Annotated in this window: 19 protein-coding genes; 11 read left to right on the top strand and 8 right to left on the bottom strand. The window is 43.5% G+C overall.

From position 1 onward, the window contains the following. From Q0502_RS14595 to Q0502_RS14560, 8 genes are all read right to left on the bottom strand, one after another. Nucleotides 1-1,029 (bottom strand): glycoside hydrolase domain-containing protein (locus tag Q0502_RS14595; protein WP_298652190.1); only part of this gene is annotated, 1,029 nt, incomplete at its 3' end. Between the two features lie 84 nt (nucleotides 1,030-1,113). Next, the gene (locus Q0502_RS14590; RefSeq protein ID WP_298652187.1) at nucleotides 1,114-2,460 is read right to left on the bottom strand and encodes a hypothetical protein; all 1,347 of its coding nucleotides are present in this window, start codon (nucleotides 2,458-2,460) and stop codon (nucleotides 1,114-1,116) included. Nucleotides 2,461-2,566: 106 nt separating this feature from the next. Continuing rightward, entirely contained in the window at nucleotides 2,567-3,727 is a 1,161-nt protein-coding gene (locus tag Q0502_RS14585) for a DUF4998 domain-containing protein (protein WP_298652184.1), read from the bottom strand. Between the two features lie 116 nt (nucleotides 3,728-3,843). Then, nucleotides 3,844-5,052, bottom strand: coding sequence for a DUF5000 domain-containing lipoprotein (locus Q0502_RS14580; RefSeq protein WP_298652183.1), 1,209 nt, complete (start codon nucleotides 5,050-5,052; stop codon nucleotides 3,844-3,846). A gap of 30 nt (nucleotides 5,053-5,082) precedes the next feature. Continuing rightward, nucleotides 5,083-6,966: a RagB/SusD family nutrient uptake outer membrane protein gene (locus Q0502_RS14575; RefSeq protein ID WP_298652181.1), complete on the bottom strand. Its 1,884-nt coding sequence runs from the start codon at nucleotides 6,964-6,966 to the stop codon at nucleotides 5,083-5,085. 66 nt (nucleotides 6,967-7,032) lie between these two features. After that, nucleotides 7,033-10,269: a TonB-dependent receptor gene (locus Q0502_RS14570; RefSeq protein WP_298652180.1), complete on the bottom strand. Its 3,237-nt coding sequence runs from the start codon at nucleotides 10,267-10,269 to the stop codon at nucleotides 7,033-7,035. A 269-nt stretch (nucleotides 10,270-10,538) separates the two neighbouring features. Next, nucleotides 10,539-11,534: a FecR domain-containing protein gene (locus Q0502_RS14565; protein ID WP_298652177.1), complete on the bottom strand. Its 996-nt coding sequence runs from the start codon at nucleotides 11,532-11,534 to the stop codon at nucleotides 10,539-10,541. Between the two features lie 230 nt (nucleotides 11,535-11,764). Continuing rightward, entirely contained in the window at nucleotides 11,765-12,325 is a 561-nt protein-coding gene (locus tag Q0502_RS14560) for a sigma-70 family RNA polymerase sigma factor (protein ID WP_298652174.1), read from the bottom strand. Nucleotides 12,326-12,967: 642 nt separating this feature from the next. On the opposite strand from Q0502_RS14560, the gene Q0502_RS14555 reads away from it, so the two are divergent. From Q0502_RS14555 to Q0502_RS14505, 11 genes are all read left to right on the top strand, one after another. Then, nucleotides 12,968-13,933 (top strand): ROK family protein, encoded by a 966-nt coding sequence (locus Q0502_RS14555; RefSeq protein WP_298652172.1) that lies wholly within the window; start codon nucleotides 12,968-12,970, stop codon nucleotides 13,931-13,933. Between the two features lie 390 nt (nucleotides 13,934-14,323). After that, nucleotides 14,324-15,847: a bifunctional phosphoribosylaminoimidazolecarboxamide formyltransferase/IMP cyclohydrolase gene (gene purH, locus Q0502_RS14550; RefSeq protein ID WP_298652169.1), complete on the top strand. Its 1,524-nt coding sequence runs from the start codon at nucleotides 14,324-14,326 to the stop codon at nucleotides 15,845-15,847. Nucleotides 15,848-15,897: 50 nt separating this feature from the next. Continuing rightward, nucleotides 15,898-16,923, top strand: coding sequence for a rod shape-determining protein (locus tag Q0502_RS14545; RefSeq protein ID WP_298652166.1), 1,026 nt, complete (start codon nucleotides 15,898-15,900; stop codon nucleotides 16,921-16,923). A gap of 61 nt (nucleotides 16,924-16,984) precedes the next feature. Next, nucleotides 16,985-17,833, top strand: a complete 849-nt coding sequence (gene mreC / locus Q0502_RS14540) for a rod shape-determining protein MreC (protein WP_298652164.1) — start codon at nucleotides 16,985-16,987, stop codon at nucleotides 17,831-17,833. Beyond that, nucleotides 17,830-18,348, top strand: coding sequence for a rod shape-determining protein MreD (mreD, locus tag Q0502_RS14535; protein WP_298652161.1), 519 nt, complete (start codon nucleotides 17,830-17,832; stop codon nucleotides 18,346-18,348). The genes mreC and mreD overlap by 4 nt, the downstream gene beginning before the upstream one ends. Next, nucleotides 18,335-20,221 carry a penicillin-binding protein 2 gene (gene mrdA, locus Q0502_RS14530; protein WP_298652158.1) on the top strand — a complete coding sequence of 629 codons (1,887 nt, stop codon included), beginning with the start codon at nucleotides 18,335-18,337 and terminating at the stop codon, nucleotides 20,219-20,221. Before mreD ends, mrdA begins: the two co-directional genes overlap by 14 nt. A gap of 16 nt (nucleotides 20,222-20,237) precedes the next feature. Beyond that, complete coding sequence (gene rodA, locus Q0502_RS14525; RefSeq protein WP_298652155.1) at nucleotides 20,238-21,698, top strand: rod shape-determining protein RodA; 1,461 nt, start codon at nucleotides 20,238-20,240, stop codon at nucleotides 21,696-21,698. A 362-nt stretch (nucleotides 21,699-22,060) separates the two neighbouring features. Continuing rightward, nucleotides 22,061-22,843 (top strand): SDR family oxidoreductase, encoded by a 783-nt coding sequence (locus Q0502_RS14520; RefSeq protein ID WP_298652152.1) that lies wholly within the window; start codon nucleotides 22,061-22,063, stop codon nucleotides 22,841-22,843. 62 nt (nucleotides 22,844-22,905) lie between these two features. Then, nucleotides 22,906-24,252, top strand: a complete 1,347-nt coding sequence (locus tag Q0502_RS14515) for a hypothetical protein (RefSeq protein ID WP_298652150.1) — start codon at nucleotides 22,906-22,908, stop codon at nucleotides 24,250-24,252. A gap of 91 nt (nucleotides 24,253-24,343) precedes the next feature. Then, complete coding sequence (locus Q0502_RS14510) at nucleotides 24,344-24,685, top strand: nitrous oxide-stimulated promoter family protein (RefSeq protein WP_298652148.1); 342 nt, start codon at nucleotides 24,344-24,346, stop codon at nucleotides 24,683-24,685. Between the two features lie 9 nt (nucleotides 24,686-24,694). After that, nucleotides 24,695-25,555, top strand: a complete 861-nt coding sequence (locus Q0502_RS14505) for a response regulator transcription factor (protein WP_298652146.1) — start codon at nucleotides 24,695-24,697, stop codon at nucleotides 25,553-25,555. The last annotated feature ends 134 nt before the right edge of the window (nucleotides 25,556-25,689 follow it).

Here is a 25,689-nt window from a genome sequence, read left to right as displayed (position 1 = left end):
CTGATGTACCTGATGATCCGGGCCGCGGTATTTACCGTCGATATCCGAGTAGAGCGAGGGATACATGAGTACATTATATAACGAGGAGTAAAATAACACGCGCTGTTCGGTGTTTTCTGTTTGTATCGAAAACTTATTCAACTCTTTCGCCCAGGATTGTTGTGCTTCGGCCACTGTCCGGTCAAAATCCCAATGTGGAATTTCGGCTTTAAGGTTTTTAGCAGCGCCCTCAATACTAGTTGGTGAAATGCCGACCCTTATTTGTAACGGTTTTTTACCATCATTTTTAAAACGAAATACTGCACGTATTTTCCGGCTTTTGATTGCATCGGACGGGTAAGGAGTCAGGTCATCCAGTATCAGTTTGTCCTCAAAAGGTTGGGAAAATTCAGCCACAAAATAAACATGTTGCTCCTCCGCCTGTCCGGTTGTAATCCGAAACCCTTCTACCCGGTAATCGGATACTACGTTCAATGCCGCATAGGTGACTGTATCGTAGTTTTCATCCGGATAGATGGAACACGCACCTAAATTGGAATGAACCAAATCAATCAATACATTGGCATTGTCGGTCTCGGGAAAAGTGTATCGATGAAAACCGCAACGCTTGGAAGCCGATAGCTCCACTTGCACCTCCCGATCTTCCAGATACACGGCATATTTTCCGGGAACTACCTTTTCTTTCGCATGATTCATCGGCGATTCGTACCCTCGTTCCTGATAAGGTTTACGATTCAGATAATATTCCATGGGCCCGACTGTGGGCATGAATAATAGATCCAACATATCACCACATCCGGCCCCGCTTTTGTGAATATGGCTGAACCCGATGATGTTGGGGTCATCATAATGGTATCCGTTCAGAAAGGGGCGGGTATCGGGTCCCAACTGAATCATGCCGAAAGGAACAACCGCAACGGGATTAATCCTTCCATCACCATCGGTACCAATCATTGGATTTACAGAATGAAGATTATCCAGACTCTCCAGATTTGTGCTACATTCCCATAAAAATATGGATAGGAGCATGACTGCAAATTGTTTATACATAGATGGGGTAATTTGTAGTGTAATGATTGTTTGCGAATGACAGTAAATTCTTCCGATTTGTTATTACCTCTCTTCCCTCATTGCCTTTAAAACGATATAGGGACAGGTTACGGTGGTCAGGTACACCGGGCCTCTGAGATAGCCCGGCGGATATATGCATTCATAAGGTGCGCCGTATTCAGTACCTTTTCGATAATCGTTTTCCCGCAAATCATCAATGAATTCTTTTATCAGTTGCATTGCATGTTCCGTATTGACTTTAGCTATGGCATATGTAACCCAGCCGGTGGGTGTCCCCCAATAAGCTCCGTTTTGATAAACGTTTATTCCGACTTTCGATATTTCCCACGCACTCGTATTACTATAATCCTCACCTTTTATGATATGTCTTATATTTCCTTTGTATGCGAGTTTTCCGTCGATATACGCCTGGTCAAGATGCCGGCATGCTTTTAACATGTTTTCATCTTCAAGAATATTCAGGTAAACGGCTAAGGCGGTAGACCAAACATCCGCTTGTTTGCTTAAACCGGTCGAAGCACACAACATGCCATCCATATTTAAAAAAGTTTCGGGTATGGCTTTTTTTATTTGGACGGCAATGTCATTGTATCTTTCTGATTTTTGCTTATCCTGTAGTTTTTCAAAAAGCCAGGCAATCTCATTGGCTGCACAATACTTCATAATGGAAGGGAAAACCAGATCTCCCGTTATTTTTTCAGCATCTCTAAATCCGAAATCTACCCCGAGAAATGTTTCCGAAGTATATACCAGATGGCTTCCCTTGCGAACGGGAGGCACTTTAAATGCCAGTTCCAGCCGGTCAATCAACTTTATATGATTAATTTCTTTTTTCAATATCTTGATGTCAGAGGTATTTTTTACATACAGGTAAGCCATTTTTATAAAAAAGAATTGATCTGTATAGGGAGGAAAATGTCCGTACTGCGATTCGTTGTCCTCTTGTACTTCATAATCATAAGTACCCGGATAATAAATAGGAAGGCTTGTCTCCACCAGAATATGATCGGCAATGGCTCCAACCGGAATCATGCCATTGCCGCTTCGGGTAATCCAGGTTTGGTCGCATTGTGTAGAGGCGGTCAGCAACAGCATATGTTTCTGCTCTTCCTTATTGACAAATCCTGTTTCAATGGACATGGCATAATCCCTTATCCAAAAAGCAGGATAAGTATCTCTACCGCCTGGTCGAATCAGCACGCCACCCGTATGGTTGCTCCCAAAGGGAGCCGGTAACTTCTGTCCGGGATATATACGCGAACTTTCTGTCACATCTTTGACCATTTCTTCAAGAAAACGAAAATCTTCACGAAAGATAATATCCGGTTTCTGTGCAAAAGTTAAAATGCATATAAGATGAAAACCGACAAACACGTATTTTCTGATCATTGGAGAAAAATAATAAAATAACATTTTTGCTATAAAAGAAGTAATTTCCGGTATCGGTAAATCGAATACCGGAAATACTCAACCTAAGAGAATATTGTTTAAATAATTATCTCTTTTCCCATAATTTCACTTTTTTGTACAGAGTTTCCTGAGCATGACCTATGTTGGCTACAAAACCCAGGGACACTTTCGATTTCTCCGTAAGAATAAATTCAACAGAGAGGGTGGGTTTATTAGCATCCGCTTCTTTGATGTCATTCGGTACTACTGCTGATGCCAATGCTGAAGAAATATCACTGATATCCGGTAAATCTTCCCCCACAGCAGCTATTACATATGCCTTATTTAAAGAAGAGGAAATACCATGAACCAACGCATCAAAACGATACGTTCCTGCCTCCAGTTCGACCGTTTGGTATAATTTGCCGTTTTCAAATCCAGAAATAGGACTGTAACCGCTCCATGCCCATAAAGTTAATACATGATTTGGAGAATTTTTCAATATGTCTATATTGCCGTTTGTACCGCCTGCAGCATTTGTTTTCCATCCGGGAGCGGCATAAAAGCGATTATCATGCACCATATCTCCCAATTGGAAAGGATCCCCCGTGTTTTGCAAAAAAATATGGGTAATATCTGCATAATATGCTACCCGCTCCTCCTGAATAGCTGTATAAAAAGTATCGATAGCCATCGAATCCGGTTTATATGAAGTGGTGTAGAAAAATGGATATTCTACATTGAAATCCGGTAAGGACGAACTTGTTGATTCATTCGATACAATGACTGTCTTTTGCTCTTTACTTAAATTAGTATAGCTCAATTCCACATTTATCTCGGTTTCATCGGCACGATACCATTCAATGGTTAATCCGGTCTCAGGCAGGAATTCTTTGCTTCTGATAACACGATTTACCAGTGAGGCTTCATACATCTGTCCGTATGATGTCTCTTCGATTTCCACAGGAATAGATGTATTTCCCATCTTATCGAAGGATACTATGGTAAATATGTAATTACTTTCCTCTAAATCATCAATGATAACTTGAGTCGTGTCATTCACATATTCGGAATTAGAGTTGATCGGTACATCCACAGATTTCACTTCGCTGTCCTGATACCAGAAAACTTTACAAACATCCACTTTCGGATCAATAATCTGCCATTCAAGCATAATACGGTTTTTCCCCGGATAAGCTTTAAGTGAATCTGCTTTTTGAGGATATATGGTTTCTCCGTCGGGTATATACTTTTTGTATTCATCCATTTTGGTACAGTTTGCACAGAGAAGACACAGTGCAAAAAAGTATACAAATAATCTGAAATTATTTTTCATTATAATGTATTGTTTAAATTAATAATGAATTAATAGCGAAAGCCGCATCAATCCGTTAGTTCGCTCGCTTCCGCCCCCCAGAAGGCTACCTGCATGATATAAAAACTGTCGGCACCCGTCCAGGTTTCCAACACTTTTATTCTTATGTAACGAGTGATCGGTATATTCGGGGAGAATATAAATTCGCTTCCGTTTACTATTTCCGCCACATCTTCGTCCGATAGTTCTCCTAATGGTAACCCTGAAGGCTTAATCACTTCACCTTCGAGGAGAAGTGTCCACGATTCGTCAAACTCTCCATTCAGGCTCGGATTTAGACTTCCCCAGATTTCAAATTTTTTAATATTACGGTCATTAAACGACACATAGGGACTTGCCCCTCTCTGCCAGAATTTGTACCGGCTGAGTTTTGCCTCTACACCCAGATCAAAGGTAAACCAATGAGGCCATCCTAGTCCCGGAGCAGTATGAAATCCGGGTTTGTCGGGATTTATGTTATTCACAATCACTCCATCCCAGATATGAGGCATGGTCCATCCCCATGCAGCCTCCTGATCACCAGGCAATCGTACCTCCCTGAACTTTGTGCGATCCAGTTGTTTTTCAAAAATAGGGACCAGGTCTTTTACTAAAGTATCTGTCATATTATTCCAACGATCTCTGATGTAAACACCAAATCTTGTTTGGACCGGATCAAATCCACGCGCCGATATACTACCTTCTTTTTTCCGGGTATAATAGGTCTCGGCAATATCCCAGAAACCAAGACTGTCTACATAGATCAGAGAAATAGCTAAATCGGCTTCGTTCGGATTTTCAAAAGAAACAGTAGCTCCTCCAAAATCCTGAAATAATTCTAATGTTTCATAGACTTCCAGGAAAGGTGGGGTCAACGGCTCTACCTGAATGGTTTTTGCCTCCGAATATACTTCGCTGCGACTTACGGTATACATATATATATCATATGAGGCTGTGTCTGGAAATCCGCTTATTATCAATGTATTATGGTATGATGAAGCTTTTATTTCACGAAGCACTCCATTGATCCAACATTCCGCCTTTACATACGAAATGATATTGTCGTCTGGAATTTTATAAGTCAGTTTAACCGATCCCGGGAATGATTCGGCCTTAATGTCGGAAATCGGTTTAGGAACAGTGGGATCGGAAGAGAAAGGATATCTTTCATTTTCTTCTTGACAGGCTGTAACCAACCAGACAAAAATAAAAAAAAGGAGGTATATATAAGTCTTCATATTCTTTTGTATTAATAATTTAAAGTAAAATTACCATCCCGGATTCTGAACCAAATTTACATTTACCGAAAAGTTGTATTCTCTTATCGGCCAGAAGTAATCTCTTGTGGTAAATTTAGGCGTATAGAGTGTACGAATACGATAATAGGTTTCTGTATCTTCCTGTTCGATATCCCAACCCCGGATGGGCTGATTATGCCACATTTCTTTTGCCATCTTCCATCTTCTGATTTCCCAATACCGATGACCTTCGTTCGCAAGTTCGATTAAGCGTTCCTGCTGAATAATTTCTCTTAGACCTTCTTTCGTCGTAGGTTTGTTTTTTCGGGACGATCTTGCGTATTTAGGCCATGCTATTTCGACCGGTTCCAGTCCGGCTCTTTCTCTGACACGATTGATCCAGTCATAAGCCTCCGACGATGGTCCGGAATACTCGTTTAGAGCCTCCGCACATAATAAGTACAGGTCCGCCAAACGCATTACAGGCCATGGATAATCAACAACAGTATAACCGGCACCGTCTCCTGGTAATATATTATTTTGATAATGGGGGAGTTTTTTACAGAAGTAGCCGGTTACCGAAAATAAAGATACGGAACGTTTACCGGCATGTTCATTGGCTTTTGCTTTAATATGCCATTGATCCTTGTCGTCAAATTTTCCAATTCCGTACCATAATCCGTTGTCAAAGCCCAGATTGGCATAAAAACGTGTTTCTCTGTCAAAATTCAAAACAGCAGTCTGTGTACCAACTTTAATATTGTATTTATCCTCTTCTTCGGCTGTTTTTACTTCATATCGCTGGGCATATTTTCCTGAATTTACCCACTCTTCGTCTTCATCAATAGGTACGCCGTTTTTGGTATAAAACATTTCAGCTATACGCAAAGGAGGTGCTAACATGGAACGTACTCCTAGATTAGTGGTCTTGCTCGGATCGAGATAGGTTGTACCCAGTCGTTGCATATTATCTGAAGAACTATTGGGATTCCCCCAGATAATTTCACTGTTCCAGCGTTCTGTTACACTGTTTCTGATACTCATCTGACGTATGATGGAACCATCCAACTCACTTCCGAATGAAGGTTTAAATTCAAATAATTCATTTCCAGCCTCGTGACAGACTAATATTGCTTCTTTGCAAGCGATAGCGGCTTTTTCCCATTTTTTTTCGTCATATACAGGATTGAAAAGTTGTTCGCCGTCCGGCCCTTTAAAATTAATGTAATCGGTATTACCATTGAATAAAGGGCTGGCAGCTTCCACCAGTACTTTTGCTTTCAATGCAAGAGCCATGGCCTTGGATACCCGACCCAACTCGGTTGCCGGATTTTGTACTTTAACAAGTAAATCCGGGGAGGCTTCATCCAATAAGCTAACGATATAATCGAAACACTCATCAACTGGTATCCGTTTCACCTGTACTTCTTCGATCGATGAAGATACCGGAAGGTTTTCTCTCACAAGTGGAATCGGGCCGTACATGCGTAAAAGCCAATAATGGTAATAGCTTTTCAGGAATTTTACTTCGGCAATCCATTTTTTCTTTTCAGTTTCGTATAAACCTGGAATATGGCTGGTGATTTTTTCCAGAAAAATATTGCAATCCCTCAACGCCTGAAACATGGGTTTTCCATAATTTGTCCCATCCCAGTAATTCACCGCAGGAGAGTTAACGTTTTGGCCCCCCCGGGCAATATATTCGAAAGGATAACAATAAAAGAACAAGTCAGCCTGAGGATAAGGAAACCAAAATTCGTCACCCATTCCGAATGCCTGAGAGTTTGGGTCGCCGTGACTTGGCATAAAAGAATAGCAGGTAAATAAAAATTTTTCTGCCTCATTCCTGTCGGTAAATGCATTATCAATAGTGGCTACATTATCGGGAACGACGTCCAGATAATCGCAAGACACACAAAAAATCATGCAAAAAGATATTATTATGATAATTATTTTTTTTATATTCATTGTATTAATTGTTTAGAATGAGATGTTTAACCCAATATTATACGACTTTTGTATCGGATATCCGAGACCATCGCCTCCCATTTCAACATCCCATAATTTAAACTTGCTGAAACAAAGTGGGTTGGTTGTGTTGAAATAAATTCTCGCATTGGACAGGTACAACTTACTCAAAATATTAGCAGGTAACGTATAACCAATTTCAACAGACTTGAGACGTAAAAACGAGCCATCACGCATGAACCATGTATTTCTTTGATTATTATTTTCAACAACTCTTGTACTCAACCTCGGCCACAAAGCATAAATGTTTTGATTCTCTTCCGACCAGTAACTATCCGCATAGGCTTTTAGCAGTTGTGTTTCATTATAGAAAGGTGAAGTACTTCCGATGTCGATCCAAAAGCTGGAACGGGCTGAACCCTGAAAGAAAAAAGACACATCCAGATTTTTATATCCTCCGGAAATCCCGAATCCGTACATGATTTCTGGAGTCGTCGGATATCCGATCGGTACCATATCAGCGCTGGTTATTCTGCCGTCTTGATTGACATCATGATATTTAATGTCTCCGGCGCCATAAATACCAAACTGTTCTGGAGAATTCGACACTTCCGTTTCATCGATGAAAAGTCTTTCGGCAATATATCCCCATTGCTGTTGAATAGGATGTCCAACCCGCTGACGGTAGGATTCTTTATAATTCGGTTCTTCATAAGCGAGAAATTCATTAGTTGCATAGGTGAAGTTTGCGCGTGCGCGCAACCAGGCCTCCTTTCCAAAACTTGTGGTATAATCTAGTGAGCCGTCTATCCCTTGCGATTTGGCTTCACCTACATTTGCCATTTCAGCACTATATAAGCCCATCGTTGTCGGTATGGAAGATCGTGTCATTAAAATATTTGTCCTGTATTCATGGAAATAGTCGGCTTCAAGGGTCAGCTTACCAAAGAGTCCCAATTCAAAGCCGATATTGGTCTTTCTGGCAATTTCCCATGTAATATCTTCATTCGCATTTCTTTGTACAAGAACTCCATTTCGTATATAATCACTCAATGTTCCGAATCGTGCAGCTCGGGAGGCACTATTCATATCTACGTTTGACAAGTAGAAAAAGCGATCCTCATCTCTACCGATAGCATCGTTACCGACCAACCCATAGGTGGCTCTAAACTTTAGATTTGTAATAGCTGGAACATTCCAGAATTCTTCATTTGACAAGGTCCAGGCTAAACCGGCTGATGGGAAAAAACCGAATCGATGTTTTTTATGAAAGCGTTCGCTTCCGTTATAACCGAAATTAAATTCCCCGAAATATCTGCTTCTGTATGAGTAGGTCGCTCTTCCCGACAATCCAAGATTTCTTTTGGGGAGGGACAATTGGAGATTTCCTGCATTTCCTTTCAACTCATTACGCATGGTATACACCATCATACCGCTGAAAGTATGTGTCTCGTTAAATGTCCGATTGTAGTTAGTCATCAACTCGATATAAGTGGAAGTTAACACATCTTTTAGACCTTCGCTATAACCGAGATATTCCGTTCCTTCATTTAAAGAAGCTAACATATACGTATTATCTGTTTTATTGTAGTTTCCTATCGTATAAAAGTACGGATTGTAATAACGGGAAACATCAAAATAGGCATAACGGGAGGTATTGAATAAAGCCCTAAACGAAAGCCCTTCGGTGATAAAGGAGAAATCCTGTGTTAGTTCAAACTGGGCATCAATTTTTGAACTTGAGTAATCTTTATAACCTCTTACCATTTCCGCATAGGGATTGATATATTGCGCCCCGGTACCATAATTACCAAACAAAATATGGTTTGAATCTTTATAGGTTTCATCCGGTTCATAATAGGGAGGAAATAATACCGGATTAGTGCGCATGATTTGCCGGTATACCTCCGTACCCCCATGTATTGGCCCGGTATAGTCATCAAAGGTACCGGATATTTTCAGGGCAGCCTCCGTTGTTCGGGTCAGGTTGAAATTAACATTCGAGCGGAAAGAATAAGTGCGTAAACGAATATTGTTATTAAAGTTGTTACGTTTGTCAACTTTAAGAATCCCGTTATCCTGATTAAAAGTAGCCGCCAGATAGTAACGTGCTACTTTTCCTCCTCCGCTGGCGTTCAGATTGAAGCGCTGCGTGGTTGCATAATCGTTTAGTAATTCGTTTTGCCAGTCAGTTGCCGGGTAGACATATTTATTTGTTCCGGCTATTGTATTGTCGATTTTTGTTTTTGAATAAGTGAGGGTACCTAACGGATCCCTTGTTACTACGGCCTCGTTTCCTAAATTCATATAGGTAATGGGATCGGCAAGTTCAATATTTTTAGTGGGCATAGTAAATGCATTTTCAAAACGAACGGATATGTTCAGTTTCCCTTCTTTCCCTTCTTTCGTGGTGATGGAAATGACACCGTTTGCCCCACGTGCTCCGTATACCGCAGTGGATGTCGCATCTTTCATGATCGAGAAATTTTCGATGTCATCCGGTTGCATTCGGGCTAAATCGGTTTTCGAAACTTCGATCCCATCGATAAGGATTAACGGATCCACTTTATATCCGAATGTCGTCACGCCTCGAATAAAGAAGTCGGCATTATCCGCTCCCGGTTCGCCACTTCGTTGGTATGATATCATCCCGGCAATATTTCCGGCCAACATGGTGGTCATATTGCTGGAAGATACCTTTTTAAGTTCAGCAGGCTTGATAGATGTAACGGAACCGACAACGTCTGTTTTTTTTTGTTTTCCGAATCCAACAACTACTACTTCATCAAGACCGGTCGTTTCTTCCGATAAATTTACGGAAATAACTCTTTTATTCCCCACAACGATTTCCTGCGGGGTGAATCCGATATAGCTGAACTGTAATACGCATGTATCGTTCGGGACGGAAATACTATACTCTCCATTCGTATCTGTCGTTGTACCTTGCGCTGTACCTCTGACAATAATAGTTACCCCAGGTAAAGGTTCATCCAAATTGTCAGATACGGTTCCGGTCACACGAATATTTTGCTGGGAAGGAGGCTGTCTTAAATCGCCTTTTTTAGATATGGCGATCTGTCGGTCAGAAATGATATATTGAATATCGGTTGACTCAAACAATTTATTGAGAATATTGCTTATATTCTCATTTTTAGCATTGATGGATACTTTTTTATTCAGATCCAGGGCATCTTCATAAATAAAAATGAATTCACTGTTTTTTTCAATCTCACTTAAGACGTCCTTCATACTTTTATCCTTCAGATGAATGGATAAGAATGTCGATTGTGAGTAAGTATTCAGAGCATAGCTGATATTTATTCCCAAAAGTAGAAAAATAAGGGTAAACTTCATCTTTATCAAAAATGGATCTTTTTGATGTAATTTCTTATAAATGTAGTACATTTGTATTAAGTTCTTAATTAGTTATTGAAGGTGACTTGTTAATTACTAATCCGGTGGCCTGATACTGTAATATCAGGCCGCTTTTATTTTCATCTGACTTTTTCCATAGGCATTCAAGGTTTATAAGTTATTGCATATATGTCTTTCTCACTCGTAAAGTCTATAGGTACGATATACTTAAGAATGGTCAGTACATCATTCAGGCTTTCTTTTAAATCCAGTTTTCCGTTACATTTCAGACCAGCCGCTTTTTTATCGACGGTAATTTCTTTTCCGTAATACCTCGATAGCCGGGTAAGAATATAGTCTAATCTCTCACTTTCACAGATATACATCCCCTCAATCCACGAGATATAGTTATTGATGTCAACGGGTTTTACGATAACGTTTGTGCCGGTTGCTTCATACATTTCAGCCGGTTGCAATACAATTTCTTCTTTGGATATGTCGGAAGATATTTTAACAGATCCGGATTTCAGCACCACTCGTTTTTGTCCATCTGTTTGATAAGCTTGAACGTTAAATTCCGTTCCCAGAACCCTTACGTTCATATCGCTGGTCTGTACAATAAACGGCCTGTTATAATCCGGTTGTACATCAATATAAATTTCTCCATCAACGAATATTTCTCTCTTGTCGTCTGGAAATACGGACGGATACACTAATCTTGTGCCGGAATTAATCCATATTTGTGTGCCATCTGCCAGGGTCAGGAAAGATCGTTTTCCTTTAGGTATAATCAGTTGGTTAAAATCGGCGACTTCATTTTTTGAAATCTCGTGTTGTACTATTTCGTGAGAGGTGACTTTTATAGAAGCCGAATCATAGAGTATTGCCGATTCCTTTTCTGGCAATGATATTATTTTATTGTCCGATACGAATAATTGAGTTTCCGTTGTTTCAACAACAGGTATATTGTTGTTGGCAAATACTCTTATATCCTGTCGGTTATCACTTGCTTCCGTAAAATGAAATTTGATGTAAAAGAATAAAACGATACTTGCAGCAACAGCCGTGCTGATAATATAAAATCTTCTGCTTTTTGCCTGTCGATGGCGATTGGATACTTGAATAAGATGCCATATTTTGTGTACATCTTCCTTCTTCAATAGATTTTTATTCAAATCCTTAATGCATCTGACAGCCTTCTCATATTCTTTATTTTTTTCTTGATACTCCTTCCAGAACAATTCGGATTCCTTTGTTGGGTTTAAAATGGATTTTATGAAAAAATCATCCTGGAGAAAATCTTCAAATGTAAAATCTATATAATTTTTAATCTGGTTATCGATTTCCATGATTTATGCATTTTCTATTATAATGCATGATCATTCCTTTTTTAATCACTTTTTGAATAAAATTTTTTTATTTTTTTTATAGCTCGATAGATAATATTTGCAACCGATTGATAATCCATGTTTTGGCGTTCTGCGATTTCAGTTAACGAAAGCCCTTCAACATATCTATAATACACAATTTCTTTTTGTCGCGTAGTGAGGATCGACCAGATATTGTCAATAAGCATCTTTCGCTCTATTTCTTCTTCGGTATTTATTATTTTGTCGATTACCGTATCGGTATCTGTCCAATCTTCTTTATCGATAGATTCTTTAAACTTATTATATGTATTTTGCTTTCGGAAAGCTATCAATATGGAATTTTTCAACGCTGAAAGCAGGTATAATCTGATATTATTGGTCGTTCCGAGATTTTTCCTGTTTTCATATATACGAACAAAAATGTCGTGGATGCAATCTTTAACCAGATCTTCATGGGTCGTTAAAGAGAGTCCATATGTAAAAAGTGTCTGGGCATGTTTTTTATATATGAATTCATATGCCCGATCATTTCCGGCAAGAAATTCATTCCAGATAAAAATATCATCCTCAGTCTTGTACATATTACTGCTGACTAGCCCAAATGTTTGGTATTTCTAAGTATAAAATTTGCTGTTCGAGGACACTTTAAACTAAAAACGACCTTTGAAATTTGTTGCAAATTGTGTAATTAACTTCCTTTTTCGGATGTGACGAAGTATTACCATCTTGAATTGGACAAAAATGTCATCTGATCAGTTTGGGCAAAGCCAATCAAATTTAGCAATTCTTCGTTGCTTGCTACTCGAGAGGGTCCCTATAAAAGAGGAACTTAAAAAACGATTACAAAAATATCAAAGAGCTGAATTGTAAATAATTAAAAATCAGATAGATACTTGTATTTACTTATGAAATAAATTTAAAACATAAGTTCAGACAAGTAATATATCAGAAAAAGCAAATACAAAACAATAGGGAATATAAGCTTGTTCGAGTGCAAAGAAATAAATTAAATTCTAAAATAAGAAATTTTTTGTATAAAAAACAAAAAGGATAGGGGATGAAAATATCTGTTCCAGGATGAAAGGAAATAAGGAGGGAAGCGATGAAGTACTACAGAAATGAAATAATTCCGCGAGTATGAAATCGTTTTAACGAAAAAAGCCTATATTTGTGCGGATAAAATTCTAACAATCATCATTGACTAACTTTTAATAAACAAATCTATGGATAAACCCTATGTGATAGGTATTGATGTAGGCGGTACGAACACCGTTGTCGGCATCGTGGACAAAAGAGGGCAGATTTTAAAGAGCGGCAGTATCAAAACCGCCAAACATTCTCAGGTGGAAGATTATCTGGATGAACTGACCGGCCTGATTGAAGATCTTATCGAGGGAACCACCACCAAGGATCAGATCAAGGGGATTGGTGCCGGTACACCCAACGGAAACTATTTTACCGGGAGTATCGAATTTGCTCCCAATCTTCCCTGGAAAGGGGTGATCCCCTTTGCCCAGATGCTGGAAGACCGGGCAGGTATTCCCGTAGCGCTTACCAACGACGCCAATGCGGCGGCTATCGGTGAGATGACCTACGGTGCGGCCCGCGGGATGAAAGATTTTATCGTGATCACACTGGGAACAGGTGTGGGTAGCGGTATCGTGGTGAACGGGCAACTGGTGTACGGACACGACGGTTTTGCCGGTGAACTCGGACACGTGATCATGCGTCGGCACAACGGTCGTCTCTGCGGTTGCGGAAGAACAGGATGCCTCGAAGCTTACTCTTCGGCCACCGGTATGGCGCGTACGGCACGCGAATATCTCGAACTGAAACCTGATACGCAGACGCGCCTCCGTAATATACCGGCCGAAGATATCACCTCCAAGGATGTGTTTGATGCGGCTATGGCCGGAGATGAAATGGCGAAGGAGATCTTCAGATTCACCGGTGAGATGCTGGGTGAAGCATTTGCCGATTTTGTAGCTTTTTCCAGCCCTGAGGCCATCATCCTTTTCGGAGGACTTTCCAAGGCGGGCGATCTCATCATGAATCCTATCCGTGAAAGTATGGAGAGAAATCTGTTGCCCATCTTCAAAAATAAGGTGAAGTTGATGTTCTCCGAACTCAAAGAGAGTGATGCCGCCGTTCTGGGCGCCAGCGCACTGGGTTGGGAAGTGAGAGATTGACCGGATCCTATTTATAAGGGTCATTCTTTCTAAATCATAGAAAGGGGTGCTGCAGACAAGCGGCACCCCTTTTTTCGATCTATCGCTAATAATGGAGAACTTTGCTGATGTGAGTTTGTATGAAACACTTTTGTAACCGGAACTTCATATTAACTTAACCTGCGTTATGTAATTCCGGCAGGAAACAGGATTATCTTTGTATTTTCATTCTCTCTATTTAAAGTTGGTGGTAAAATATTCCCTTTTACCCCATCCATGGTTCAGCCTGCAAGTGATTGCCGGCTGTTTTTTTCAAAATTATGCAAAACTAACAAACCGATTGACAAAAAAGAGCGATAGATTTTATACCTTTGTACTCATTTTAAAAATAACGACTTAAACGGACGCAGAATGTCAAAAAAAATTCAAACAGCCCTCATTTCGGTTTACCATAAGGACGGGCTGGAGGAAATACTTCGGGAATTACATCATTTACGGGTTAAATTTATTTCTACCGGCGGAACGCAAGAGTTTATTCAGTCTTTAGGTTATGAGTGCGAGGCGGTGGAAGATGTCAGCAGCTATCCCTCCATTCTGGGAGGCAGGGTAAAGACCCTTCATCCGAAGATTTTCGGGGGTATACTTTACCGGCGCGATAACGAAACCGACAGGAAGCAGGTGAAATCATACGATATCCCTTCCATCGATCTGGTCATTGTAGACTTATATCCTTTCCGGGAGACGGTCGCTGCCGGCGGTACGGAAGAGGAGATCATCGAGAAGATCGATATAGGGGGTATCTCGCTTATACGTGCTGCCGCAAAGAATTATAAAGATGTACTTATTGTTGCCTCGAAAGATCAATACAGGCCGTTGCTCGACCTGTTGAAAGAAAAACAGGGCCTCTCCGATACGGACGACCGCCGCCGGTTTGCCAAAGAGGCTTTTATGGTATCCTCCGGTTATGATTCGGCAATCTTTGGTTATTTCGACGGTGACGACTGTTCGGCGCTGCGAATAGCTTATGATAGTGGAAAACAGCTCCGTTACGGGGAGAACCCCCATCAGCAGGGAATATTCTACGGTAATTTCGACGAAATTTTCGAGCAGCTTCACGGCAAAGAGATTTCCTATAACAACCTCCTCGATATTGATGCTGCCGTCTCACTGATCTCCGACTTCAGCGAAACAGCATTGGCTATCCTCAAACATAACAATGCCTGCGGTATGGCTTGCCGTCCGACAGTGAAAGAGGCATGGGACGTGGCGCTGGCAGCCGATCCGGTATCGGCTTTCGGGGGTATCGTGGTGACCAATGCGAAGGTCGATAGGGAAGCAGCCGAAGCCATTAACGAGATATTTTTCGAAGTGATCATCGCTCCGGAATATGATAAAGAGGCGCTGGATATTTTGTTCCAAAAGAAAAATCGTATAATTTTGGTATTGAAACAGGCAGTGACAGCTGCACAACGTTTGCAATACCGCTCCGTACTGAACGGTGCCTTGATGCAGGACAAGGATCTGAGTGTCGAAAGCGCCGGCGATCTGCAACTGATGACAACCAAAGCCCCCACGACAAAGGAAACGGAAGACCTGCTGTTTGCCAATATCCTGGTGAAACATACCAAGTCGAACGCCATTGTATTGGCAAAGGATAAACAGCTTATCGCCAGCGGTACGGGGCAGACATCGAGGGTGGATGCACTGAATCAGGCTATCGAGAAAGCGGGCACATTCCATTTCGACCTGCAGGGAGCGGTGATGGCCAGCGATGCTTTCTTCCCCTTTCCCGATTGTGTGGAGATTGCGCACAAAGCGGGTATTACAGCTGTTATCCAACCCGGCGGCTCCGTCCGCGACGGGGAATCGGTGGATTACTGCAATCAACACGGCCTCTCGATGGTGAAAACCGGAATAAGGCATTTTAAACATTAAATACTGGACATACAACATAGCTGCTATCAAATAGCTTAATATTATACATTATGGGCTTATTTTCATTTACACAGGAGCTGGCAATGGATCTTGGTACCGCCAATTCCGTAATTGTGAGCAACACGGGAAAGATACTGCTGGACGAACCCTCCATCGTGGCACTGGATCGCAAGACCGATAAAATGATCGCTTTGGGTGAGAAAGCGAGACAGATGCATGGTAAGACACATGAGAACATCCGTACGGTGAGACCGTTAAGGGATGGTGTCATTGCCGATTTCAACGCCGCGGAACAGATGATCCGTGGTATGATCAAAATGGCAAATAAAAATAAAGGGGGACTTTTCTCTCCTTCGCTGCGTGTCGTCATCTGTATCCCTTCCGGGAGTACCGAGGTGGAGATCCGTGCCGTGCGCGACTCGGCGGAGCACGCGGGAGGCCGTGATGTGTATATGATCTTTGAACCGATGGCGGCAGCCCTGGGAATCGGGCTCGACGTGGAGGCTCCCGAAGGAAATATGATCGTAGATATAGGCGGTGGTACCACAGAGATCGCCGTTATATCACTCGGCGGCATCGTCTCCAATAAATCGATCAAGATCGCAGGTGATGATTTCACCGAAGACATCCAGGATTACATGGGGCGTCAGCATAATATCAAAGTGGGTGACCGGACCGCCGAACAGATCAAGATCAACGTGGGTTCCGTACTTACCGAGCTTGACAACCCGCCTGAAGATTTTATCGTCCACGGGCCTAACAGAATGACATCGTTACCTATGGATGTACCCGTATCCTATCAGGAGGTTGCGCACTGCATCGAGAAATCGGTATCCAAGGTCGACTCAGCCGTGCTGAGCGCGCTGGAGCAGACTCCTCCCGAATTGTACGCCGATATTGTTCGCAACGGCATCTACCTGACCGGAGGCGGTGCTTTGCTGAGAGGTCTCGACAAAAGGCTGACCGAGAAAATAGGTATCCCCTTCAGGGTAGTGGACGATCCGCTGCATATGGTAGCCAAGGGAACCAGTATTGCGTTGAGGAATATCGATAAATTCACCTTTTTAATGCGGTAATTCACCGCGGGATTTTAGCTTAAAGCTAGGGTCGCTAATCAGGGATAAGGCATAGGTTTACATGCGTAATCTTTTTAACTTTATCATTCGGAATAGTCACTGGCTGCTTGCCACGCTGTTGGTTGCATTCAGTTTCTATCTCGTTTTCACGCATAATTCCTATCAACGCAGCGTCTATCTTACTTCAGCCAATCATGTAACCGGGTGGTTTTACTCACTCTCCAAAGATGTTACATCGTTCTTCCATCTGAAGAAAAACAATCAGTTGTTACTGGAACGAAGCGCTGAACTGGAGAAGGAGATCCTGGTACTCAAAGACCGGATAGATCTCCTCACGGCTACCGATTCTCTGAAGGTGAATGCTTTCGTGAGCGATACCCTACCACAGCCGCAATTCGATTTTATCCCTGCCGAAGTGGTCAACCTGAGTTTTTCGGGAGTGAACAATTTCATTACGATCAACAAAGGTTCACAACACGGCATCAAACCCGATATGGGCGTGATCTCGGCAGGCGGTGTCGTGGGAGTGGTATCCGTTGTATTGCCGAAATTCTCATTGGTGATCCCTGTGATCAACCCCAAGTTCCGGTTAAGTGCCAGATTGAAGAACTCCGAAAATTATGGTTCCCTTTCCTGGGACGGCACAAGCATCGGGGAGGCGCAACTGCAGGAATTGCCTAAACATGAAGCTTTTCATAAGGGTGATACCGTACTGACCAGTTTTTCCCGTATCTTTCCCAGGAATCTTATCATCGGCTTTGTGAGCAGTGAAGGCCGGTCGAAGGATGATAATTTCAACACATTCAATATTCAACTGGCCACCAATTTCTATTCGTTGCAGGATGTACTGGTGATCGACGACACCTATCACGAGGAACAAAAAATGCTCGAAGAGACGTTACAGCGATGAAACTGAATTATATATACGAAATAGTACTTTTTGTGGTCCTGGTACTGCTTCAGACATTGCTGCTGAACCGGATCAGCCTGTTCGGTATTGCTACTCCGGTCTTATATATCTATTTCTTGCTGAAACTGCCGGTGGGCAGGAACCTTTATTATGTAATTACCGCCGCTTTCGTGATGGGGTTGATCATCGATATCTTTTTGAATACCCCCGGAATGAATGCAGCCGCCACCACTCTCGTAGCTGCCTTCCGAAAAAATATACTGGGACTTTTTTTTGAAAGGGAGGGATACGACGACTTTATTCCCGGGATCAATACGGCCGCCGGCCCTTTCGTGCGATTCACCATTTTCATGGTACTCCTGCACCTCACACTGCTGTTTTTTATTGAGGCGTTCACGCTCTTTAATCTGAAGAATACACTGCTGCGGATCGCGGCCTCTTCCGTTGTCACGATCCCGCTGATCATTGCGTTGGATAGTTTAATGTTTAGGAGGAAACCCGGTGAACAATTCTAATCCGTTAGCCAAAAGACGATATATTATCGCCGCTGTAGTGGTGATCATCGGGTTGGTGTATATAGCTCAGTTGTTCAATCTGCAGTTGCTCAGCCCGCAATACCGGGAGTATGCCGACAGTAACGCTTTCCTCCGCAGGACTCTCTATCCGGCAAGAGGCGCCATATACGACCGGAATGGGAAGTTGCTTGTCTATAACAGGCCTACCTATGATGTGATGATGGTAGTACGGGAAATGAAACAGTTCGATACGTTGGATTTCTGCCGTACGCTCAACATCGATATAGGACGGTTTTACACGCTGGATGCCGATATGAGAGACCGCCGCAGGAACCCCGGTTATTCATCCTATACACCGCAACTGTTCATGTCGCAACTCAATGTGGAAGAGTACGGATTGTTGCAGGAGAAACTTTACAAATTTCCGGGGATCTATATCCAGAGCCGTACGGAACGACAATACAATTATCCCAACATGGGACTCATCCTCGGTTACGTGGCGGAGGTGGATGAGAACAAGATAGCCACCGACCCTTATTATGTGAGAAAGGACTATGTGGGGAAATCGGGTATTGAATTGTCACATGAGGAGGATCTTCGGGGTGAAAAAGGAGTGGAAATACTTCTCCGGGATGCACACGGAAGAGTGCAGGGACAGTATGAAGAGGGAGCGCATGACAAGGCTCCGGTATCGGGAAAAGATCTTACCCTGGGTATCGATATAGAGCTGCAGGCATACGGAGAGCAACTGATGCACAATAAAGTGGGAAGCATCGTGATGATCGACCCCAGAACGGGTGAGGTGCTCTGTATGGTTTCGGCGCCTACCTACGACCCTGTACTTCTTACCGGAAAAAGTTTCAGTGCCAATTACCGGCAGCTTGAGGGCAATCCTTTTAAACCGCTTATCAACAGGGCTATCGCCGGTACCTACCCGCCGGGATCCACTTTCAAGCCGACGCAGGGGTTGGTCTTCCTCCAGGAAGGTATCATCACGGCTGAAACCCGTTATTCATGCTACGGGGGATATCCTCCGCTGGGAGGGCGCCCCGGCTGCCATCCCCACGCTTCGCCGTTGTCCGTGCAGTATGCTCTCACTACCTCCTGCAACTCCTTCTTTTGTTATGGCCTTAACAGCATGTTGAGCAACAGGGGCAAATATGCGACAACAGGGGCTGCCTTCGATGTGTGGCGCGATCACATGGTGGATATGGGATTCGGCTATCCCCTGGGTGTCGACCTCCCATCTGAGAAAAGGGGATTTATTCCCAACAGCAAGTTCTATACGAATGTATTCAAAACAGAACGCTGGAACGCGCACAATATCATCTCAATCGCTATCGGGCAGGGGGAGATTCTTGCTACACCCCTGCAAATAGCCAACCTGGGCGCTATGATCGCCAACAGGGGCTATTATTATACACCGCACGTGGTAAAAGAACGGAAAGGAGCGGCACTGGAAGCAACTTATACCACAAGGCATGAATCGGGTGTCAACCGGGAGCATTTTGATATAACGGTTGCGGGGATGGCTGATGCAGTGACTATGGGTACCTGCCGCGGTATTAATCTGGCGCCCTTCGTGGAGGTATGCGGTAAGACCGGTACGGTACAAAATCCACATGGAGAAGACCACTCGCTCTTTATGGGATTCGCACCCAAAGATGATCCGCAGGTGGCTATCGCCGTAGTGGTGGAGCACGGCCGGTGGGGTGCGACAAATGCAGTACCTATCGCCCGATTGATGATGCAGAAATTTTTCAGGGGAGAGATACCCGAGAGCGACCAATGGTTGGAGACCACCATCATGAATCGTGAGATCCTGCCCTATGTCTATACAAGAAACCTGCCGGTCAGTCAGTCATCTAACTAATTAAGAAGAAGTTGTAATGATCTATCAGGGAAACAGCGACATACCGGAAAAGGGGAAAGTGGACAAGCCGACTGTCATCTTCTATCTCCTTTTTGTGCTGCTCGGATCGCTCAATATCTATGCTGCCAGTTTCGACCTGGAAAATGCCGCCGGCTTATTCGACCTCTCTACAAGGGCGGGTATGCAGTTGATCTGGATAGGCACTTCGTTCCTGCTGGCATTTGCCCTGTTGAAGATTGACACGGCATTCTACGAAACCTATGCGTTTCTTTTTTATCTGGCGGGTATTCTATTGTTGGCGGTCACACTTTTGGTGGCGGAAGAGATCAACGGATCCCGTTCATGGCTTATTATCGGACCGGTACGGCTGCAACCGGCCGAATTCATGAAATTCATTATCGCCCTGGCACTGGCCAAGGTGTTCAACTCCTACACCTTCCGCCTGATGGAGCGGAAGAACCTTTTGCTGGTAAGCAGCCTCATTCTGTTGCCGGTGATCTTAGTGATTGCCCAAAGCGAAACCGGTACGGCGTTGGTTTACCTGAGTTTTATACTAGTGTTATACAGGGAAGGGTTACCGGGAGGATTTCTTTTTATGGGGATCGCCGCCATTCTCTACTTCATTTTGGGGATCCGATTCTCCCACAATCAGATAGGGGCGCTCTCCGAAGGAGAGTTCATCACTGTCATTCTCATCATTATCTTCTCGGCGGTCATGGTATGGAATTATATTAAACGGCTTAACACCTCTGTCATCCTTCTGCTGTCGGCAGCCGTTATCTTTCTGCTGGCTTTTGTGGCTTCACTCTTTTCCGTGAAGATAGACTGGGGGATAGTCGCTCTCGTGGCCCTGTTGTTCTCCGCTCTATACCTGCTGTTCCATTTTATCTGGTACAGAAAAAGAACATATCTCTATATTTTTCTGTTTCTGATCGGTTCTTTTGCCTTTCTCGAATCGGTGGAATATGTATTTTACGATGTACTTCAGCCGCACCAGCAGATGCGTATCAAGGTAACATTGGGAATGGAGCAGGACCTGAGCGGGGCGGGATACCACGTGGGGCAATCCAAGATTGCTATCGGATCGGGTGGACTGACAGGAAAAGGATTCCTCAACGGTACGCAGACGAAGCTCAAGTATGTACCCGAACAGGATACCGATTTTATTTTCTGCACTATAGGAGAAGAGCACGGATTCATCGGTTCCTCGGTGGTTCTGCTGCTTATAATGATCTTCGTACTTCGTCTGTTCCGTCTGGCAGAACGCCAGACCACGGTCTTCGGACGCACCTATGGCTATGGTGTGGCAAGTGTCTTCCTGTTTCACATGATCGTCAATATCGGCATGGTTATCGGTATTATGCCCGTCATAGGAATCCCGTTGCCTTTCTTCAGCTATGGAGGTTCCTCCCTGTGGGGATTTACTATTTTGCTTTTTATTTTTCTCCGGATCGATAAATCGAGAAAACGGAACTGAAATAAAATGAGCGCACCTGGTTATCACAACCGGACACGCTCCATCAATTAGAACCCAATTTAACTAAATATTGCAGAGAGTTTACAGGAGGGCTGTAGTGTAGCGCTTCCTTCCTCTGCAATGCCTTACCGTCCGATTTTCTTCACTTCCCACTTCTTCATTTTTCTTATTTCCGCCAAACTGTAAAAAATCTTCCCTTAGGACATCGGACCTCAACGAATCATCCCATCAACCTAACCACCTTCCCGCCTCCCTCATTACATCCATAAATTAGCACATCAGCACTAATCCATTGAATTTATTCTTCATATTTGACAGGTAAGAAAAAAAATAGTTTAATTTTGCCCTAAAATGGAGGGGGTATGCAAAAAACAGTATTGATCACCGGGGCATCCAAAGGAATAGGAAAGGAACTGGCACTCCTTTTTGCGGAAAACCAATGTAACCTGATCCTGACGGCCCGTAGCGGTGACAGGCTGGAACTATTGAAAGAGCAACTGGAAAGCCGGTACGGTATCTCTGTATATCCGGTGGTGAAAGATCTTTCCCGCCCGGGTGCTGCCGGAGAGCTTTTCCGGGAGGTAAAAGAAAAAGGATTGGATGTGGATTATTTGATCAATAATGCCGGTTTCGGCGACTATGGGTCATTTGCTGACACGCCCTGGGAACGGTATGAGGAGATGATTACATTGAATATAACCTCGCTCACGCATCTGACCCATCTCTTTGTACAGGAGTGGAAGGGAAGAAAAAGAGGCAGGATACTGAACCTCTCTTCTACAGCGGCCTTTCAACCCGGGCCCATGATGGCGGTCTATTTCGCCACGAAAGCTTTCGTGCTTCACCTGTCGGAGGCTGTGGGGAATGAACTGAAAAAAGATCATATTACTGTCACTACGCTTTGTCCGGGCCCCACCAGTACTTATTTTGGCGAAGTGTCGAAAATGAACGCATCTCAACTGGTGAGGAATGTGAAGATCGCTGATGCGAGGGAAGTGGCCGAACTGGGATTCAAGGCTATGATGAAAGGTAAATCCATGATCATTCACGGTACTATGAACAAACTGGCCCCTTTCGGTATCCGTTTCCTGCCGAGAAAATGGGTCACACGGCTTTCCGCAAAGGTGATGCGGAGATATAAATAAGGTGTGATAGGGACACCGGCTTATCCGGGAAATAGATAGACCGTTATTTAAATCATAAAACAATGAAATTGCTCACAGGCATCTGGCTGACGGGCCTGCTTACGGTAACAACCGCTACACGGGCCTCGCGGTATTCTGCGGACTCGCTTTTACTCTACTTCAGGCAGGTGGAGAAAGCGACTTTTCTGCATCAGGGGCTGTGGGATAAAGATATCTATGGTCCTATCCTGCTTGTGGATCCGGAGACAAGAGAGGTCTATGCCAACCGGCCCGACGAAGAAGGAGCCCTGAAATTCGATAAGGGAATCTACAGCGGGGTATTGCCCAAAAAGATCACCTTTTCCAATACCGATATCCGCTGGAGCGGTACACACTGGGCGATGATAAAGTTACCGTTATCGGCAAACGAACAGGATCGCATCGATCTTATCACACATGAGCTGTTTCATGTGGCTCAACCCCCACTCGGCTTCGAGATCAGGAGGGAGGAAAACAATCATTTGGACCTCAGGGAGGGAAGGATATACCTGCGCCTTGAAATGGCGGCACTGGATGCTGCATTAAGGGCCCACAGATTCAACCGGGCCGAGGAACATTTGAGAAACGCGTTGATATTCAGAAAGTATCGTCATATGCTCTATAGGGGCTCCGAAACAAGGGAAAACAGCCTTGAGTTACTGGAAGGACTGGCCACATACACGGGGCAGATGATGAGCGGGCGCGATAAATGGCAATGGAGGGAGTATCTGATCCGGCGGATCGAACTGTTTGAAAAAGTACCCTCATTTGTACGTTCTTTTGCCTATGAGACGGTTCCGGTTTACGGATTTTTTCTCTATCAGAAAGATAATCAATGGAATAAAAAAGTGGATGCCGATACCCAACTCACAGAGTTTTTTTCCGAAGCATTCGGTGTAGATAGGCGTATCCTGTTACAATCCTATGTAAAACAGGTTGCTGAAGAGTACCGGGGACGTACCATTACCGATGAAGAGATCAAAAGGGAACTATCTAACAATATATTGCTCGATACCTACCGGGAGAAATTTTTTGAGCAACCGCACCTCGAAATACGATTGGAAGATATGAATATGGCTTTCGATCCGCAAAACCTCATTCCTCTTGATGAGGATGAGGGAACCGTTTATCCCACCGTCAGTATCGGCGACAACTGGGGCACCCTTACCGTGGAGAAGGGAGGGGCGCTGCTTAGGAACGACTGGCGATGGGTAATTGTCTCGGAGCCGCTGGAGATCACTGATGAGAGAATCGTCGGAGAGGGATGGATTATTGAATTGAACGAAGGGTATCGGATAAATAGAAATTCACAGGGCGATTATCTGATCTCCAAAAAGCCAACCGGTAAACCGCAGCCGGCTCCCGACGACAATTCTATGGGCGGTCCTTAATGAACAGGCGGCCTCCTGAGAAAAAACGGATGATCGATTTGGCGGGAAAGAAGAATATGGCTAATTTTACATTTCAATTACATTAATCGTTTTGAATGAAGGAGAAAGAAAAGTCGTCAGCAAAATGATCGCGATCTATTGCCGTTCTAAACATGGTTCCGTGAAGGAGTTGTGTTCATCATGTGCGTTATTGAGACAGTATGCGTTACAGCGACTGGAGCGTTGCCCTTTCGGTGAAGAGAAACCTGCCTGTGCTGCCTGTACCGTTCATTGTTATAAGAGCGATATGCGAATGAAAATTAAGGAGGTGATGCGTTTTGCGGGGCCACGCATGCTATTCCTGTATCCTGTAGATGCCATTCGCCATCTTTATCGGGAACACAGGCGCAATCGCAATTATACAGCAAAAATAAAAACAAATCAGGACAGATAGGTGCCATTGTTGAACAGATATAGTGTCATGGCCGATGTGCTTGCGGAGCACAATGAGCTTATTCCCGTGCTTAATCGTTTCGGAATAAGGCTTGGCGTGGGTGACAGGACTATTCTTGAACTTTGCGACGAGCATACGCTCAACCCCGATTTCATCCTCACTGTCCTCAATGTTTATCTCGATGAAAGCTATCTTCCCGGGGCATCGCTGCCGCTGTTCGATGCGGAAGCGATTGCCGATTATTTTCAACATACCGTGGAAAATTATATCCATGAGTTGGTGCCTAACATCGGGAAGCACCTGAATGCCTTTATTGCCATCAGCGGCTCCGAAAACGAAGAACTGGGAATACTCAACGATCTCTTTCTGAAATTCAGGGAAAGAATGACGGAGCATCTGCGGAATCTGGCGCTATCCGATGATGACTTTCCCTACGAATTGTTGCATGATCTGAAGAACATCTTAATCAAGCATCTCTCCAAAGAGTTCAATCAGAATCTAATTTACGCGGTCATCTTTTCCATTCATTCTTTTGAAAAAGATCTTGCCGCACACAACAGATTGCGCGAAAAGGTGCTTCGCCCGAAGCTGGACGAACTGGATCCGAGCGGTATCCGGTATCTGCACCATGTCATTTCCGGCGAGCATGCACCACACCATAACCGTCACGCCCATCAACTTACAAACCGGGAAGAAGAGATCCTCCGGCTTATCGTGAAAGGGTATCTCAATAAAGAGATAGCGGTAAAGCTGAATATCAGTCATAATACGGTACTTACGCACAGAAAGAACATCATTTCAAAGACAGGTATCAAAACCGTTTCGGGACTTACTTTTTACGCCATCCGGAATGGATTGATATCCATGTAAAAAGATGGAATAAGGCGATAAATACTTTTAAAAGAGAACAAAAAGAACTAATTTTGACGCCGGAATCGGTCAATCGTAACTTGTCAGAATAAATAGAGAAAGAACGTTTTCGTTAAGCTAAATGAGCAAAGTCA

The sequence above is a fragment of the uncultured Proteiniphilum sp. genome, from assembly GCF_937873925.1.
Taxonomy (GTDB): Bacteria; Bacteroidota; Bacteroidia; order Bacteroidales; family Dysgonomonadaceae; genus Proteiniphilum.
The sequence above is the reverse complement of the archived record's forward strand: the minus strand, read 5'-3'. Positions and strand labels throughout refer to the sequence as shown.

Bases quoted from the DNA above. Each gene is read 5' to 3' on its own strand.
- Q0502_RS14515 (WP_298652150.1), top strand. From the start codon at position 22,906: ATGAAATTGCTCACAGGCATCTGGCTGACGGGCCTGCTTACGGTAACA.
- Q0502_RS14545 (WP_298652166.1), top strand. From the start codon at position 15,898: ATGGGCTTATTTTCATTTACACAGGAGCTGGCAATGGATCTTGGTACC.
- Q0502_RS14520 (WP_298652152.1), top strand. From the start codon at position 22,061: ATGCAAAAAACAGTATTGATCACCGGGGCATCCAAAGGAATAGGAAAG.
- purH (WP_298652169.1), top strand. From the start codon at position 14,324: ATGTCAAAAAAAATTCAAACAGCCCTCATTTCGGTTTACCATAAGGAC.
- Q0502_RS14580 (WP_298652183.1), bottom strand. From the start codon at position 5,052: ATGAAGACTTATATATACCTCCTTTTTTTTATTTTTGTCTGGTTGGTT.
- Q0502_RS14585 (WP_298652184.1), bottom strand. From the start codon at position 3,727: ATGGATGAATACAAAAAGTATATACCCGACGGAGAAACCATATATCCT.
- Q0502_RS14590 (WP_298652187.1), bottom strand. From the start codon at position 2,460: ATGATCAGAAAATACGTGTTTGTCGGTTTTCATCTTATATGCATTTTA.
- rodA (WP_298652155.1), top strand. From the start codon at position 20,238: ATGATCTATCAGGGAAACAGCGACATACCGGAAAAGGGGAAAGTGGAC.
- Q0502_RS14560 (WP_298652174.1), bottom strand. From the start codon at position 12,325: ATGTACAAGACTGAGGATGATATTTTTATCTGGAATGAATTTCTTGCC.
- Q0502_RS14555 (WP_298652172.1), top strand. From the start codon at position 12,968: ATGGATAAACCCTATGTGATAGGTATTGATGTAGGCGGTACGAACACC.
- Q0502_RS14570 (WP_298652180.1), bottom strand. From the start codon at position 10,269: ATGAAGGACGTCTTAAGTGAGATTGAAAAAAACAGTGAATTCATTTTT.
- mreC (WP_298652164.1), top strand. From the start codon at position 16,985: ATGCGTAATCTTTTTAACTTTATCATTCGGAATAGTCACTGGCTGCTT.
- mreD (WP_298652161.1), top strand. From the start codon at position 17,830: ATGAAACTGAATTATATATACGAAATAGTACTTTTTGTGGTCCTGGTA.